Origin of the sequence: Halomonas sp. DP3Y7-2 (assembly GCF_019800795.1) — a bacterium.
In the GTDB taxonomy this organism is placed as follows: Bacteria; Pseudomonadota; Gammaproteobacteria; order Pseudomonadales; family Halomonadaceae; genus Halomonas; species Halomonas litopenaei_A.
The window spans coordinates 295,267-311,054 of record NZ_JAHVKJ010000010.1 but is presented as its reverse complement, the minus strand read 5'-3'; the positions used below and the strand labels follow the sequence as shown (position 1 = coordinate 311,054).

12 protein-coding genes are annotated in these 15,788 nt (G+C 57.9%); 6 read left to right on the top strand and 6 right to left on the bottom strand.

The window, feature by feature from the left end; translation table 11 throughout:
• Positions 1 to 72: 72 nt before the first annotated feature.
• Positions 73 to 2,514, bottom strand: coding sequence for a DNA/RNA helicase domain-containing protein (locus tag KUV45_RS13680; protein WP_224851817.1), 2,442 nt, complete (start codon positions 2,512 to 2,514; stop codon positions 73 to 75).
• A gap of 356 nt (positions 2,515 to 2,870) precedes the next feature.
• Here KUV45_RS13680 and KUV45_RS13675 point away from each other — a divergent pair, with 356 nt between their 5' ends.
• From KUV45_RS13675 to KUV45_RS13650, 6 genes are all read left to right on the top strand, one after another.
• Positions 2,871 to 3,773 (top strand): LysR family transcriptional regulator, encoded by a 903-nt coding sequence (locus KUV45_RS13675; protein ID WP_206943087.1) that lies wholly within the window; start codon positions 2,871 to 2,873, stop codon positions 3,771 to 3,773.
• 171 nt (positions 3,774 to 3,944) lie between these two features.
• Positions 3,945 to 5,405: a gamma-aminobutyraldehyde dehydrogenase gene (locus KUV45_RS13670; protein ID WP_222161815.1), complete on the top strand. Its 1,461-nt coding sequence runs from the start codon at positions 3,945 to 3,947 to the stop codon at positions 5,403 to 5,405.
• Positions 5,406 to 5,467: 62 nt separating this feature from the next.
• The gene (locus KUV45_RS13665) at positions 5,468 to 6,619 is read left to right on the top strand and encodes an iron-containing alcohol dehydrogenase (protein WP_222161814.1); all 1,152 of its coding nucleotides are present in this window, start codon (positions 5,468 to 5,470) and stop codon (positions 6,617 to 6,619) included.
• A gap of 212 nt (positions 6,620 to 6,831) precedes the next feature.
• Positions 6,832 to 8,241, top strand: coding sequence for an APC family permease (locus KUV45_RS13660; protein ID WP_222161813.1), 1,410 nt, complete (start codon positions 6,832 to 6,834; stop codon positions 8,239 to 8,241).
• Positions 8,242 to 8,273: 32 nt separating this feature from the next.
• Positions 8,274 to 8,744, top strand: a complete 471-nt coding sequence (locus KUV45_RS13655; RefSeq protein ID WP_222161812.1) for a hypothetical protein — start codon at positions 8,274 to 8,276, stop codon at positions 8,742 to 8,744.
• Between the two features lie 9 nt (positions 8,745 to 8,753).
• Positions 8,754 to 10,178, top strand: coding sequence for a gamma-aminobutyraldehyde dehydrogenase (locus tag KUV45_RS13650; protein WP_222161811.1), 1,425 nt, complete (start codon positions 8,754 to 8,756; stop codon positions 10,176 to 10,178).
• 230 nt (positions 10,179 to 10,408) lie between these two features.
• On the opposite strand, the gene KUV45_RS13645 is transcribed toward KUV45_RS13650, so the two are convergent.
• Genes KUV45_RS13645 through KUV45_RS13625 form a run of 5 tightly spaced genes read right to left on the bottom strand, consistent with a single transcriptional unit; the run spans position 10,409 to position 15,788 of the window.
• Entirely contained in the window at positions 10,409 to 10,741 is a 333-nt protein-coding gene (locus tag KUV45_RS13645; protein ID WP_224851818.1) for a hypothetical protein, read from the bottom strand.
• A 4-nt stretch (positions 10,742 to 10,745) separates the two neighbouring features.
• Entirely contained in the window at positions 10,746 to 12,110 is a 1,365-nt protein-coding gene (locus KUV45_RS13640; RefSeq protein ID WP_206943097.1) for an acyclic terpene utilization AtuA family protein, read from the bottom strand.
• Positions 12,107 to 12,949 carry a 3-keto-5-aminohexanoate cleavage protein gene (locus KUV45_RS13635; RefSeq protein WP_222161810.1) on the bottom strand — a complete coding sequence of 281 codons (843 nt, stop codon included), beginning with the start codon at positions 12,947 to 12,949 and terminating at the stop codon, positions 12,107 to 12,109. Before KUV45_RS13635 ends, KUV45_RS13640 begins: the two co-directional genes overlap by 4 nt.
• Positions 12,946 to 13,914, bottom strand: a complete 969-nt coding sequence (locus tag KUV45_RS13630; RefSeq protein ID WP_224851839.1) for a 3-hydroxyacyl-CoA dehydrogenase NAD-binding domain-containing protein — start codon at positions 13,912 to 13,914, stop codon at positions 12,946 to 12,948. Before KUV45_RS13630 ends, KUV45_RS13635 begins: the two co-directional genes overlap by 4 nt.
• The gene (locus KUV45_RS13625) at positions 13,914 to 15,788 is read right to left on the bottom strand and encodes a TRAP transporter fused permease subunit (protein ID WP_222161808.1); all 1,875 of its coding nucleotides are present in this window, start codon (positions 15,786 to 15,788) and stop codon (positions 13,914 to 13,916) included. Before KUV45_RS13625 ends, KUV45_RS13630 begins: the two co-directional genes overlap by 1 nt.

Sequence of the window (15,788 nt, the reverse complement as noted above, 5' to 3'; positions counted from 1 at the left end):
GTGAGCATGCCTGCTCTGCCGCTCGCTATCTAGCCTGCATCGGTATAGGCGGCGATCCGGCCGCCCACTCGCTCACAGCACGGAGAGGAATTCGCCGATGACCTTCAGATCCTCAAGCTCGTCCTCGAGCACGATGTCCTTGTAGCCGAAGGCGTTGGTCTGGGGCTTCAGCACGATGCGCTGGTTGACGAATTCACCATACTCCTCGACCTTCTCGCTCTGATACTGCTTTACCGTGAAGCTGCCCCCGTGGTCAGGGTCCTCGATGGCGCGATGCTGCACCACGACGACCTTGCCTTGCCGTGTACCACCGGGGTTGGCACGGAAGAGGCACCAGGCGCCATTGGGGATGCGTCGGTTCATCGACTCTCCCACTACCCGGCTGACGAACAGGTCGGGGCTCGCACGCATGAAGTCCGGCAGCTCGACCCAGTGCTCGGCGTCGGCGATCTGCATCTCGCTGAACTCACCGGCGGCGATGCTCAGGTCGTACACGGGCACATGGCGCTCGAACGGCGCTGCCTCATCACGCGCTACGATGGGAAGGTGCAAGCCATCCAGCGTCTCTGTTTCCACCGCCAGGTCGATGCGCTCACTGGCTGCTTGAGAACGAGCGAACCCCGCGAAGTACTCACGGGTCTCGGGGTCCGTGGCATAGACGTAACAGCCCTTCTGGCCCCGTGTCATCAAGGTGCGATAGGTGTTCTTGATGATCTGATCCGCCTGGGCACGGGCATGCTCAGGATCATTTTTGAGCATCGTCTTGTAGCCATGCACCGAGCGATCCTGACCTGCCCGCTTGGCCGCGTCTGTCACCACGCGGCCGTCACGAATCACGAAGTCGTCGCCGATGATGACGCCGACGTAGTCGAACTCGAGCCCCTGGCAGGTGTGGATACAGCCGACCTGCTCTGCTGAGCCATCGGCGATCGCCCACAGCATGCCGTCGTCATCGAGGTTCCACTGGGCGGCGAAGCCATGTTCGGGAAACACGATGTCCATGGCCTGCTTGTCCTTCTTGCTGGCCCAGGGCCAGCAATAGCCCGCCACCATACGTGCCTTGTTGGCCTTGCGGTTCTTTTCGAGAATCGCCTGGCGCATGGCACTCGGGTCATCAAACACCTGGAAGTCGTAGTCGATGTCCTCAAGGTCGGTGTTGGCCGTGGTGCGAATCTGAAGCGCGTGATCGAGCCAGGCGAGGTACCCATCCGAGCCATTGCAGCGAAACTGCGACGCCAGCTCGAGCTCCTGCACCTCGGCGCCACCCTCGGCCGCCCGCCGCCGAATCTCCTCGACCGTGCCCACGTCTTTCAGCGTGACACGCTGCGCCTCATCGATGAAGAAGATAGAGAAACGCGACGCACCGATCACCTCCTTGATCTGGCTCTCGCCCAGGTTCTGGTACATGCCCGACTTTTCGTTCAGGCGGTGCGCCTCGTCGACGATCAGCGCATGGAAGGTATCCGGCTCGGCGTTGACGTAGCTGCCCGAGCCCTTGAACAGATTGTCGATGTGGGTCTTCTTGCGCGTGCCGGTCAGCTTCTTCTTGAAGACCTCACGAGGGGCCGAGTTGCGCGAGACGTACTGGGTCATCATCTCGCGCTTCGTCAGCTCCACCAGCAGGTTGATCGCCACCACCGACTTGCCGGTGCCCGGCCCGCCCTTGACGATCAGGCACTGCTTGTTGCCACTGCCTGCGCGATGAGCAAGGTCTAGCGCGGTTTCATAGACCAGCTTCTGGTCGTCGATCATCAGGAACTCGGCGTTGCCCTGCATCATCGAGGCCAGAGCATCCGCCAGGTTCTTGCTCGGCTTGATCACACCATGCTCGATGCGATACATGATGTCGTTGCTGTCACCGTACTTGATGTGCTGGCTCAAAAACTCGGAGAGCTTCAGGGCATCCTGCGAGATGAAGACCGGCGCACGGCGCGTGTGGTGCTCGTAGAAGGGATCATTGATGGCGTCCCCCTGCTTCATGTTGTGCAAGTAGGCGCAAGGCACCAAGCGGATCGACTCGGAGCGTACCGTCTCGTTGTAGTCCTCGATCAGCGCGCCATAGGACCACGCCTGATACGACGGATGGTTGGTCTCGCGCACGCCACCACCCAACTGGGTGCGCACGATGGCATCCTTCTTCGTCACCTCGACGGACTGCCACTGCTTCAGTTCCACGATAACCGCCGCATCGTCCCGCTGGTGGTTCTTGCCGGTCAGGATGAAGTCCACCCGGCGATTGGTCAGCGGAATGTTGTACTCGATGGCCACCCCCGCCGATGCAGGAATGCCCTCGTCGAGCAGAACGCTCATCATGAAGCGCAGGGAGTTCTCCCAGGACGTCACCTCACTGCGTGGCGAGTTGCGGTTCAGTCTACGCGCCACCTCGTTCTCGATGGCGTCGGTGATGACGTTGGCTCGCACATCATCGATAAACTGCTGCTTGGTGGCGTTGTAGACCAGCATACGCTCCAGGGCTCCCTTTTCCGTCAGCGAGTCATCGTTGCTCGCCTGCATGCTGTTGACGATTATGCACACTAGCGACAGCCACAGCACTGACCGAATGTGAGATGCCTGAGTGATGAAACGAAGCGCTGGCCTCGCTACCCAAAGGACCCATTCGCCTCTCCTGCTGGAGGTTGAGCTCTATTAGCCAAGATCGCTCGCGCAGCCAAACGGCGAACGCCATCTGGACCAAAATCCTGACTACCAGCCCACTCGCCTTCCTGCTATGGGCTCTCCACCTCCATGAACGAGACAGCTTGTTGGGTCCAGGACGTCATGCTCTCCAACGTCTCACTGCTCCGTGATCTGACACCAAGCAGAAAAACCCTATACCCTAAGCACGCCATCGTTTTTTTAAATACTAGACCATGACCCTAAAGCAAATACGCTACTTCATCGCCATCGCTGAACTGGGATCCATCTCAGCGGCAGCCCAGGCAGTATTCGTCTCTCAATCGACTCTGACGCTGGCCATCCAGCAGCTCGAGGAAGAGCTCGAAGTGTCGCTATTTTCCCGCAGCGCGAAGGGTATGACGCTAACCCATCAAGGTCATCAGTTCCTGCGCCAGTCGCACCTGATTCAGAGCACTGTAGAAAACGCCAAGAGGAATCTACAGGAAGCGACGCATCAAGAGTCCGGCCAGCTGGTCATCGGCGTGACAAGTCTCGTCGCCGGGTACTTCCTGGCCGACCTGTTGACGCGCTTTCAGCTGGCCTACCCGCGAGTCGAGATCACCGTGGTCGAAGACGAGCGGCATTATGTTGAACACCTGCTTGTCAGCGGGGAAATTGACGTCGGTGTGCTGATACTCTCCAACCTGTCCAATCGCCAGGCACTGCAAACCGAAGTACTGGTGCATTCTCCTTACCGTCTCTGGCTACCCGCGAGACACCCTCTTCTCGAGCATGACAGCATCTCTCTCGCTGACGTCGCGGCAGAGGCGCTAATTCAGTTGAACGTGGATGAAATGGAGCATAGCGCCCGTGCTTTCTGGCAACGCCTTAGCACTCCCCCGAACATCACCATGCGAACCAGCTCAACAGAGGCAGTACGCAGTCTGGTCGCTGCCGGCCTTGGACTCTCGATACAGCCCGACATGACATACCGTCCCTGGTCGCTTGAGGGCGACATCATCGAGGCACGTTCACTGCATGACTTGAACGACACCCTGGACGTTGGCCTTACCTGGCGCAGGGGATCACAGCGTCCAGCCCTCGTTGATGCCTTCCTGTCCGTCGTTCGCGGCGGTCACGGTGACACCAGACGCTGAGTGCACCGGTTACTTCCTCAAGTCCTTCTTGATCCTCGAGCCCACAGAAAAATCGATACCTACCCTCGAAAATAAGAAATTGTCGATACTTTGCTTCCCGCTTAGTCTTGCCGAACTGCGTAAAAGAGCGCGTCGCTGGACTCGGCTCCCATCCTTGCAAGCGAGAATCTCATGACCTCAGTCCCATGCCCTTCGTTCACTACAAAGCTCCTTATCGATGGCTGTCTCGTCGAAGGTGAGGGCCGAGCTGAAAGCATCCATGATCCCACGTCTGGGAAGGTGATCGCTGAGGTCCGGGAAGCAAGCATGGAACAAGTCGAGCAGGCCATCGCCGCTGCCGGTCGCGCCCAGGCAACTTGGTCACGCACGACGCCACAGCAGCGCTCGACAGCTCTACTCGAAATTGCCAGCTTGATTCAGGAAAGGGCCTCTTCCCTGGCACAAATAGAATCACTGAACTGCGGCAAGCCTCTGCATCAGGCACTGAACGACGACCTGAACGCAGCCATCGACGTCTTTCGTTTCTTCGCAGGGGCCGTTCGCTGTCAATATGGGCAACTCAGTGCTGAGTACGTTCCCGGCTATACCAGCATGGTTCAGCGAGCACCACTTGGTGTCGTCGCATCCATCGCCCCATGGAACTATCCACTGATGATGGCGGCGTGGAAGATCGCTCCTGCGCTTGCAGCGGGTAATACCCTAGTGTTCAAGCCATCTGAGCACACGCCACTCTCGATTCTTGAACTGGCCACCCATCTAGAAGGCATACTCCCCGCGGGGTGTCTCAACATCGTCTGTGGTGGTGGTGAAAACGTAGGCAGCCTGCTAGCCCGACACTCCGATATTCGGATGATTTCCCTCACCGGAGACATCGTCACGGGCCAAAAGGTGTTGAAAGAGGCGGTCAATTCACTCAAGCGCACCCACCTTGAGCTTGGTGGCAAAGCTCCCGTCATCGTCTGCGATGATGCTGACCTGGACCTCGTGGTCGAAGGCATCACCCGACACGGCTACTACAATGCCGGGCAGGACTGCACTGCAGCGTGCCGCATCTACGTCCAATCAGGTATTCATGACCGCCTGGTAGAACGGCTGGGCGACGCCGTCTCACGGCTCCGATTTGCCCAGCGCAACGATCAAGACAACGATATGGGCCCCTTGATCAGCCTACGCCAGCGTGATCGCGTCGCCAGCTTCGTCGAACGGGCATTGACAGAACCCCACGTGGAACGCATTACGGGCGCGGCAATTCCTTCCGGGAGCGGTTTCTTTTACCAGCCAACATTGCTTGCTGGCTGTCTTCAGTCGGATGAAATTGTACAGCGTGAAGTCTTTGGCCCGGTCGTAACAGTCACACGCTTTGATGAAATATCTCAGGCCCTGGATTGGTCGAACGATACCGAATATGGACTTGCCTCCTCCGTCTGGACCACAAACATGGATAAGGCAATGCATCTTGCCAGCCGACTCGAATACGGCTGCACGTGGATCAACACCCATTTCATGCTAGCTACCGAAATGCCTCACGGCGGACTGAAACGATCCGGCTATGGAAAGGAGCTTTCGAGTGATTCGCTCCAAGACTACAGCGTGGTAAGGCACATCATGGCTAGACATTCCCCACTTGACTGACAACTTCATGGCATGCGAATGCCCGTCCATGCCCCTCGTATAATAACAGCTCTGGAGACACCATGAACTTTCCCTTTGTGCTACCCACTAAAATCGTGATGGAACCGGGCCTGCGCTCACAGGTAGGTCAACACCTTCAGGAAATGCAGTTGACACGCATCCTGATTGTCACTGATCCGGGCATCGAAGCCGCAGGGCTTCTCTCTCCTATTTATGCAAGCCTTGAACATGCGGGAATCAGCTTTAAGGTAACGACTGAGGTTAAGCCCAATCCTCGCAGCGAAGATTGTAATCGCATAGCCAACGAGTATCGGGGTGCAGATATCGAAGGCCTTGTGGCGGTAGGGGGTGGTAGCGCTATTGACGCTGCCAAGGCGATCGCGGTCTTGATGACTCATGAAGGAGTTATCGAGGACTATGAAGGCGAGAATACCCTTGTCACCGACCCTCTTCCTCTAGTGGCTATTCCGACTACAGCGGGTACGGGGAGCGAAGTCACCTTTTTCTCGGTGATCACCGATTCTGCACGACAGTATAAAATGAGCCTGCTGGACGTCAGGCTAGCTCCTGAGTTAGCACTACTCGATACGGAGGTCACTGCCCAACTACCTCCGGTAATCGCGGCAGCTACGGGAATGGACGCGTTAACACATGCGATAGAAGCCTACACCGGAAAGATGGCTAACCCCATCAGTGACGCTCTAGCGCTGCACGCCATTCGCCTGATCAGTTCAAACCTTCTCCCTGCGGTAGAAGAACGCGATAACCATGGCGCGCGAGAGCAAATGATGGTCGCCAGCCTGATCGCAGGTATGGCTTTTGGCAATGCAGACATCGCCAGCGTGCACTGCATTTCAGAAGCCATCGGAGGCATGTACGACACTCCTCACGGAGTTGCGAACTCTATTTTCCTGCCCTTTATCTTCAGACATAACTGTGACGCGGATCTGGAACGGCATTCTCAAGTAGCCTTTGCCCTGGGGGTAGACCCGCAACTCGGCGAAGCAGATGCCGCCAGGGCTGCCGTCGACGTGCTTTTCAACATGAGCCAACGGCTCGGCATCCCGAAATTCTCTGAAGTAGCCGGCGTCCAGGAAGCGGATTTTCATAGCATTGCTGAAAAATCAAAACAGAATATCTCAGACGCTAGTAATGCCAAAGAAATGACGGTCGACAGTTACTTAGACATCATCCGCCAGGCATATAACTACTAGGACGCTTTACTACTGATCAATTAAACGTACACGAAAACACGCTATCTCTCGTCTACCGCTACGAAAAATCGTTGGCGACCGCTCAGATATTGACCATCAAGATTCCAACATCACTATTTGACGCGGGCGTCACATCTTGAGCTCCTGAATGCAGTGTTTCAATAAAACAACGAGCCCTGCCTTATAATATCCATCACAGTGGAACGACAAAAATGAGCAACGAACTTGTAAGAACTTTAGGCTTCTGGAGAGCTTTCTCCACCTGTACGGGGCTGGTCGTGGCTGGCACCACCATGGTGACACTTGGTTATAGCATGGGCCTGGTGGGCCCAGCGTTTATCGTCAGTGCCTTTATCGCGATGATCGTGAGTATCCTTGTATCTTTTTCTTACTCTGAGCTGTCATCTTTTATGCCCGGAGCGGGGATGATCGGCGACTATACGATGGTAGCCATGGGCCCTTTCATGGCAATTGTCAGCGTTCTTGGCGGCTACATTGTACTGGTGTCGGCTGCCGGAGCCATGGAGTCGATCACTGCAGGGCTCGCGGCACAAAGCTTGGTCCCTGGCATCAGCGCCACGTTCGTCGCGGTCGTTCTTCTGGTGCTCTTCCTTGCCGTGAACCTGGTGGGAGTCGGGGTATTCGGCTCCGTCCAGGTATTCACAACCGGCTCCATGATCATAGGTACATCAGTCATGGGTGTACTGGGTTTGATGGAATGGGGTACTCACACAGATCCCACTCAGGTTCCGTTCAACCCTAAAGGGTGGGAGGTCGTACTTCAGTCATTAGCACTCGGTATCTGGCTATTTGTTGGCATCGAGTACGTCGCTCCCATGGCGGAAGAAGTCAAAGAGCCGGAAAAGACGATTCCCAAGGCCATGTTGTTTGGCCTTCTGACCATCTTTGTCGCTGATATGTTGTTCGGCCAAGCTATCGCACGTTACGTTCCCCTCGACGTGCTCGAATCTTCTACGGCTCCTCAGGTAGATGGTGCCGGGGCGCTGTTCGGGCAGGCTGGAAAGATCTTTATGGTCATGATTACGGTGCTCGCCAGTGCCAGCTCCATCAACTCGCACATGGCTGCTGTACCTCGCATGCTCTACGGCCTTGCCAGAGAGGGCTTACTGCCTCGAGCTTTCACCTATGTCCACCCCCGCTTCCGTACTCCTTGGGTAGGCATTTTTAGCGTATTTCTTCTACTATGCATCCCCTTCATGCTGAGCATCAGCATGGACCTTATCGCTACCATGATTTTGGCGTCCTGCGTGACATGGCTGCTCTCCTACGTTATTGCCCAGATCAACGTCATGATCCTGCGTAAGCGGTATCCCAATGTACATCGGCCCTTCTCGACCCCCTTCTTTCCGATTCCCCAAATAGTGGGTATCGCGGCCTGTATCTACATGATCGTTACCATTCATCCCGAAGGAGCGATGAAAGCCCAGATCTACGCGATCGCAGGGGGCTTCATGACCATTATCATTGTCTACGCAGTGGCTTGGTTAAAGTTCAAGAAGATTCCATTGTTCACACCGACGCCTCTGGGATCACTATACGCCCAACACAATACCACCAGTCCCGAAGACAGCGCTCCAGTGACTGAGGCTTCCGCTCGATGAGACTCTTCTCCAACATCGAAACGCGCGCAAACATGGCGTTCGAACTCATGGCCAAGCAACTAGGTTGCAGCGAACGTATCGGCCCTATGAGCCGATCGGGAAGCTTCGATGGTGGCGATATGATCTTGCGCTACGTCGAGAAGCGCCGTTTCTTTTCTAGAATCTACAAGCTAGACATCACTCTGAAGATTGACAACCTTGAGGCGCCTCTCGGTGAAGCGTACTGGAGAAAGGGAACGCAATGGTCTGGTGAGCAGGCTGCCAGTGACTGGCTTGCTCAGCATCCCCAGCTGTCAACGCTGTCATCGCTGATTGATATTGAAATGGCAACTTACCGGCGGGGAGTCTCTGACTCCAGTGCAACCGTGCATTTAGTCACACTACCAGGTTGCTTTATTTGGACGCTCGTCCCGCCCATGCACTACTTCGTTAAACTCAATGGCAAAGAGATCGAAGGGCTTAGCCGCTTGCTTGGTCAACGCCTTGATACCACTCTCGCGTAAGGATATTACATGGATTACTCGCTATTGATCAACGGCACTTTATGTCAAGGTAAAGGCGCTCCTCTGGACGTTCTTGATCCTACCAATCATGAAGTCCTGTGCACGCTTAATGAGGCAACTTCTGAGCAGGTTGAGGAAGCCGTAACAGCTGCCGATGCAGCATTCACCAGCTGGTCGCTGACGACACCAGCATTTCGCGCTACCAAGCTGTTGGCACTGGCTGACTGGATTGATTCTCACCAAGAAATGCTAGCCCGATTGGAGTCAGACAACTGCGGAAAGCCTTATCGGCAGTCTCTTGAAGACGAGATTCCAGGTGCCTCTGATGTCTTTCGTTTCTTCGCCGGCGCGGTAAGGTGCATGAGTGCGTCTGCTGCAGGTGAGTACATGGAGGGGCATACCTCCATGATCCGCAGAGACCCACTGGGAGTAGTGGCATCCATCGCACCTTGGAACTATCCGCTGATGATGGCGTCATGGAAGCTTGCTCCGGCCCTTGCTGCGGGTAATACCGTAGTACTCAAGCCGTCCGAGCACACACCTTTGACGAGCCTGGCACTCGCCAGTGCCATGGCCGACATCTTTCCACCAGGGGTCGTCAATGTGGTCCATGGACGAGGCAACACGGTCGGCGAACCCCTGACAGGTCATCCTAAGGTACGCATGGTATCTCTGACCGGCTCAGTAGGTACGGGCAGTGCTATCGTTTCGTCTACTGCAGACAGCGTGAAGCGCATGCATATGGAGCTAGGGGGCAAAGCGCCGGTACTGATCTTTGACGACGCTGACCTTGATGATGCAGTGGAAGGCATCCGCAACTTCGCCTTCTATAATGCTGGCCAGGACTGTACCGCCGCCTGCCGCCTATATGTCCAACGAAACGTCTATGAAGACTTTGTGTCCCGCTTGAAAGACGCGGTGGGCCAGATCAAGGTCGGTTCCCAGGATGAAGAAGACGTCGAAATGGGCCCCCTGATCACTGCAGACCACCTGAAGCGCGTACAAGGTTTTGTAGAGCGAGCTGCAGCCGTGCCGCATATTGAAGTGGTCAGCGGCGGGACGGCCCTCGACCGGTCTGGCAATTTCTTTGCCCCAACCATTATCGCGGGTGCACGCCAGGACGACGAAATTGTACAGCGCGAAGTATTCGGCCCAGTGGTCTCCGTGACCCCGTTCGAAGAAGAAGAGCAGGTGCTAGCCTGGGCCAATGATTCCGACTATGGCCTCGCCTCTTCTGTATGGACCCAGGACATCGGGCGCGCCCATCGCCTCTCGAGCCGGCTGCAATACGGCTGCACTTGGGTGAATACGCACTTCATGCTGGTCAGCGAAATGCCGCACGGCGGCCAGAAGCTATCTGGATATGGCAAGGATATGTCGATGTACGGTCTTGAAGACTACACCTGTGTCAGACATGTCATGATCAAGCACTGACGTAGCTATTCGAATCACGTCAGGCGGAGTGATCATCCGCCTGACGTCTTCCCCGCTGTAAAGCACAGCAGCACTAGACGATGCGACAGGGAGCAACACCCTTCGCCCCACTTTTGCTTCGCAAGCCGCACCGTCGCCTGCACCTGGCTGCCCACTCAGCGGACCTCGGGCACGTCCTCCACGTTCCCCCTGAAGGTAGCCGTAACAACCTTGTCAGTCGCACGTCCCATTTATCGCGAAACGGGGCTCTCGACCGTCATTGAAAGCAGCAGAGAAGAGAGCGTCTTACCGTGGCCATCCAGGTTGAGCGAGCCATTTACGCCCCCTTGAAGGACGTCTTCCAGGACAAGATTGATCCCGGCAAGGTTAGGCATGGGATAGCGTTTCACCCCGGTGACACCACGATGAGCGAAGAGCTGATACACCCCCTCCTCGGTCACCTGATCCAGTAGCCAGCGGTAGTGCTCGTCCTTGTAGACGAAAACGGCCAGGTTCAGTCGGTCGCCCTTATCGCCAGCGCGAGCATGGGCAAAGTGATAAAGAGACCGTCGTTCACGAGACATATCCTCAACTCCCATTGCGGATGCTGACGCTGGGTGTGACATCTTGGCGGCGAACCAGGTACGAGGCCGTCTTGAGCCGGCGGTTCAGGTGTCGACGCACACCGCCACCTGCAGCGGGGCCGCAGCAATACAGCGCCAGCAACTCCTGTGTCGCGAGCTCGACCACCGCACGTTGTTTATGCTCGACCGCCAGACGCAGCCGAATATCTTCGGAGGAGCTTCCTGGACTGTCTCGCCACACTGCTGCATCACCGTCGAACACGCTGGAGATACCAATGACATCGAAGCGAGTCCTCATGTCAGCGGGGCAGCGCGTTGCCAACCGCCGCTGCAACGTATCCTGGGCGAGCTTTGCTCGAGCCATTGCGTTAGGCCCGGCATAGGAAATTTCCGCTTCCCCTTGATAACCATCCAGAAAGCTGACGGTCGTCTTGAGCCTGTCCGGCGCTGGATGCCCTCGCACCCCTTTGACCGATACGCGATCACGGCCCACTTGCCGCACCTCAACGCCCGTCAAGTCCACCACCACATCCGGTGTCACATAGCCGGCGGGATCATGAATTTCGTAAAGAAGCTGCTCCTTGACCGTCTGCTCCGTCACCAAGCCTCCGGTACCTGGAGGTTTCGTCACTATCAGACTGCCATCACGTTCTACCTCGACGATGGGATATCCCAGGCAGTGCATGCCTTGAACATCCTTGACCCCGGGATCGGCAAAGTACCCTCCTGTCACCTGTGCACCACACTCAATCAGGTGGCCCGCCAAGGTCCCCGCGGCGATCCGGTCCCAGTCATCACGCGCCCATCCGTGGTGGTAGCGCAGAGGGGCCAGGGCCAAGGCGGGGTCAGCGACACGTCCAGTGACCACCACCTGTGCCTCCTGCGCCAGTGCCTCGACCAGTGCATCCGCCCCCAGGTACACATTGGCCGCCACCACGTCGTTGCTGTCTGGCAGCTCGCGGTGCTCGCCCTCCCACGGCTGCCAGTCAAGCGAGTGAATCTGCTGGCGAACGTCATCCCCCTGAATCACCGCGATGCGGGCATCCTTGACGCCAGCCCGTTGTGCCATCGCTGCCACTTGGTCACCTGCGGCTTCCGGGTTTGCCGCACCGAAGTTTCCCAACACGGTAATGGCATTGCGCAAACAATCACCCAGCACCGGGGCAAGAAATGCCTCCAGCAAAGGCTCTACCCCTCTGCTGGGGTCTTGCAGACGCGCCAACTGAGCGGCCGCCAGGGTTCGCTCTCCCAGCGTTTCGAACATCAGGGCACGCGGCGCATCATAGTGCAGCAGAGCTTCTACCAATGGCCCGGCCGCGTCGGTACGGTCGCCCGAGAAACCCGCCCCACAGCCTACGACAACAGTCATGCGAGCCTCCCGGATCTCACCAAGGGCAAACCAAGAAATTCTCTCACCTGACGAGGCTTCATGATGCTGCGGCCGCTGGCTTCAATCCTCTCGCGCGTCAAGCGCACCAACTCCGCATTGTCTTTCACCAGCGTGCCATCGGGGCGCCAGAGGTTGTTCTCGAAACCCACACGGGCATGCCCACCGTGCGCTGCTGCCAACCCCATGCACTCGGCTTCCGTCGGCCCAAAGGCGCAGACGGCCCACCTATCACCCGGTGTCAGGGCTTCCAGAAATTCAGGCAGGCGAGCCGGATCCGCCACTGGCGGTGTCTCATAACGTCCCAGGACAAACAGCAGGAAGCTCTTGCCGGATGGCAAGACCCCAGTATCGCGAAGCTGGTTGAAGTGGAGCAGATCCTCAACGGAATAGAGGATGTATTGCACACTGCCCCCCTCGGCCTGAAGGTTACGGCAAACGGCGCCACTCGCTGCGACCTCCCGAGGGTCGCCAAACAGCTCGCGTACGGCTACCGAGACGGACTCAGGACGAAGCTCTTCCAGCAGTTTCCTCTGGGCCTGTGGGTCATAACGCCCACCCGCCTCGCTGGTGACTTGCAGCACCATGTCATCGCCGACAGCTGCACGGATCATGCCCAGCGCGTCTCGATAGGCAGCCACATCCAATAGATGACGGCCATCAGGTTCACGCACGTGCAAGTGCACCATGGCCGCCCCCGCATCACGGCAGGCGAGCGCATCGGCGGCTAGCGCCTCTGGCGTCAGCGGGATTTGCGGGTGATCGACCCGGGTACGTCGGGCGCCGTTGGGGGCGACCATCAACAAGCAAGGTGATGTCATGACTTCACCTCCGCGGGCTGATGTGCGGGCGGTTGTGCGGACAGAGGTGCAGCCTGAGGTGCAGGCTCGATGGCTTGCTGCAGCGCCACCAACTGGGCATCACGCTGAGCAGAAAGTTCGCTCAGTGACTGACCGCAAGCCGCCTGTTCGACACCGGCGACGACACGACTCTTGAGCGCCTCATCCATCGTCGGGGAGCCCAGACTGGCCCAGCGATATTGCTGACTCGGGCCCAGGTGCTCGAGGTAGTGCTTGATCCCACCCTTTCCACCCCCCAGGTGATACGTCAGAAAAGGGCCTTGTATCGCCCAGCGCATTCCCGGGCCCGCGGTCACCGCCCGGTCGATGTCTTCGACACTGGCGACCCCTTCCTGCAGCAGGTACAGCGCCTCGCGCCACACCGCAGACGTCAGACGGTTAGCGATGTGCCCCACCATTTCCTTCTTCATCACCACGGGCTGCTTGCCGATGCCTCGGTAAAAGGTGGCGAGCCTGTCGACCACCTCTGCATCCGTCCCGTAGAGCTCGACAAGCGGCACCAGATGGGGAGGGTTGAAGGGATGAGCTATCGCGATTCGCGACGGTTCCGGTGCATCCAAGGCAATATCGGAGTGTTGCATCGACGACGTGCTGCTGACGATCAACGCCGACGGGGGGGCCAGCCGTTGAATGTCAGCCAGCAGCCTACGCTTCACCTCTGCCGACTCCGGCGCATTCTCCACCACCAGGTCCGCTTGCTCAACGGTCTCAGCTAAAGCGCCACATACCTTGGGCTCACGTGGAGAGCCCCCCAGTGTTTCCATGTCGGCAGCCACAAGATCTGCAAAAGCGGCTCTTGCAGAAGCGTCCGGGTCATACGCACTGACCTCTAACCCACGCGAAAGAAAATAGGCGGCCCAACAGATGCCAATCGTGCCGCATCCCACTATCGCAATGCGCGTTATCACAGACTCGGAATCGTTCATCATGATGCTCCCTGCAGCTGGTTACGACGTGCCACATTCCAAGCCCAGCCATACAGGGCAAACAGCCCAATGACGCCAACCAAGCCCGGAGCCAGGCCCGGCAAGACCGCTAGAATGCCGACGATGAGGAGAATGGCGGCATCCAGCCAGCGACGCCCTGTCAATCGGGCTCCACCCAAGGCTCCGGCGAAGGCCAGGACAAACGCCAGGGCTCGCAGGGCTGCGGTGGTGATTTCCCACGCACCGCCCATGCCAATCAATGCGGGGTAGGCCAGAATCAGGAAGGGAATAATGTAGGTGGCGGCGCCAAGCCGTACGGCATGACCGGCCACATTCAACCATCCCGCCTGAGCGATGCCTGCCGCGACGAAAACCGCGATACACACCGGCGGGGTAATCACCGAGATCGTCGCAAAATAGAAGACAAAGAGATGGGCGACCAGCGGCTCAACGCCCATACGCGTCAAGGCCGGCGCCAGAACAGCGGCCACCAGGACATACGCCGCGGTGGTGGGAATACCCATCCCCATGATGAGACAGATGACGGCAACGATCAGCGCCACTAGGAAAAGCTGCTCGCCGGCCACGCTCACCACCAGGGTGGATAGCGTCACTCCGATACCGGTCATGTTGAGCATCGCGACGAGGATCTGAGCCCCTGCCAGCAGGACACCGATGATGACCATGCCCTTGCCAGCGTCCTCGAGCCCGGTCATGAGCATCCGAATCATCTGCGCGGGCGGTGTGCGGTCCAGCATGCCGAAGGTCACGTAGCACAGCAGTAGCGACGCTATGCCCAGAAACGCGGAGTACTGGATGGAGTAGCCCGTCAGGACGCCACCGAACAGGCCGCCCAGGGCCGCCAGAATGGGTACGATTCGTCTGAACTGCAGTACGTCCGGCCAGCGTGGCAAGTCGGCCTCGGGCACCAACGGCAGCGCACGCCGCACCGCCACCACGTGAATGGTAAAAAACACTGCCACATAGAAGAGAGCGGCAGGCAGCAGCGCCGCCAGAGCGATAGTGACGTAGCTGACGCCCAGGATCTCGGCCATGATGAATGCGGCGGCCCCCAGAATGGGCGGTGCAATTTGCCCCCCCGTCGAGGCCACCGACTCGACGCCTCCGGCAAAAGCGGCGGGATAGTTCAAGCGCTTCATCATCGGAATCGTGAAGTTGCCTGTGGTCGCGACATTGGCCACCGCACTGCCACTCACCATGGCAAACAGGCTCGACGCGACCGTGGCAATCTTGGCTGCTCCGCCTTGGCTTCGGCCTCCGATGCGCATCGACAGATCAATGAAGGTCTGGCCCCCTCCCGTATGCAGCAGCAATGATCCGAACAAGACGAACGCAGCGATGGTGGTCGCCGCGACACCAAGTAGCATGCCCCAGACTCCCAGGTCACCAAGGAAAAGCGTTTCGGTCACAAAAGCGGTGTCGAAACCTCGATGACTCAACGGGCCAGACAGCAGATTGCCGAACAGCGCATAGGCAATGCCAAGCGCCACCAGCATGGGGAAAATCCAGCCGATGGCACGCCGTGCGACTTCCAGGATGGTGAGCACCAGCGTCGCTGCCATGAGCTTGTCCTGGGTGGTCGCCCAGGGCAGCGTCGACAGGATCTCGTCTGCCTTTACCGTGACGTAGAGACAGGAAGTGATGGCACCAATGGCAAGCATGACATCAACGATGATCCCAACTGGACGCCATGGCTTGCCTGCGCCCAGAGGGAAGCTGAGAAGGCCCAGTCCAATCACCAGCGCAAGAAAAACGCTTCGATGTACCAGGCTATCGAATGGCCCTGTTGCCGAGGTGTAGAAAATGAAGCCACCGAGAACCAGGGCGACCAACATCAAGCTTTTATTACGCAT

Bases quoted from the DNA above. Each gene is read 5' to 3' on its own strand.
- KUV45_RS13680 (WP_224851817.1), bottom strand. From the start codon at position 2,514: ATGCAGGCGAGCAACGATGACTCGCTGACGGAAAAGGGAGCCCTGGAG.
- KUV45_RS13675 (WP_206943087.1), top strand. From the start codon at position 2,871: ATGACCCTAAAGCAAATACGCTACTTCATCGCCATCGCTGAACTGGGA.
- KUV45_RS13670 (WP_222161815.1), top strand. From the start codon at position 3,945: ATGACCTCAGTCCCATGCCCTTCGTTCACTACAAAGCTCCTTATCGAT.
- KUV45_RS13665 (WP_222161814.1), top strand. From the start codon at position 5,468: ATGAACTTTCCCTTTGTGCTACCCACTAAAATCGTGATGGAACCGGGC.
- KUV45_RS13660 (WP_222161813.1), top strand. From the start codon at position 6,832: ATGAGCAACGAACTTGTAAGAACTTTAGGCTTCTGGAGAGCTTTCTCC.
- KUV45_RS13655 (WP_222161812.1), top strand. From the start codon at position 8,274: ATGGCGTTCGAACTCATGGCCAAGCAACTAGGTTGCAGCGAACGTATC.
- KUV45_RS13650 (WP_222161811.1), top strand. From the start codon at position 8,754: ATGGATTACTCGCTATTGATCAACGGCACTTTATGTCAAGGTAAAGGC.
- KUV45_RS13645 (WP_224851818.1), bottom strand. From the start codon at position 10,741: ATGTCTCGTGAACGACGGTCTCTTTATCACTTTGCCCATGCTCGCGCT.
- KUV45_RS13640 (WP_206943097.1), bottom strand. From the start codon at position 12,110: ATGACTGTTGTCGTAGGCTGTGGGGCGGGTTTCTCGGGCGACCGTACC.
- KUV45_RS13635 (WP_222161810.1), bottom strand. From the start codon at position 12,949: ATGACATCACCTTGCTTGTTGATGGTCGCCCCCAACGGCGCCCGACGT.
- KUV45_RS13630 (WP_224851839.1), bottom strand. From the start codon at position 13,914: ATGAACGATTCCGAGTCTGTGATAACGCGCATTGCGATAGTGGGATGC.
- KUV45_RS13625 (WP_222161808.1), bottom strand. From the start codon at position 15,788: ATGCGTAATAAAAGCTTGATGTTGGTCGCCCTGGTTCTCGGTGGCTTC.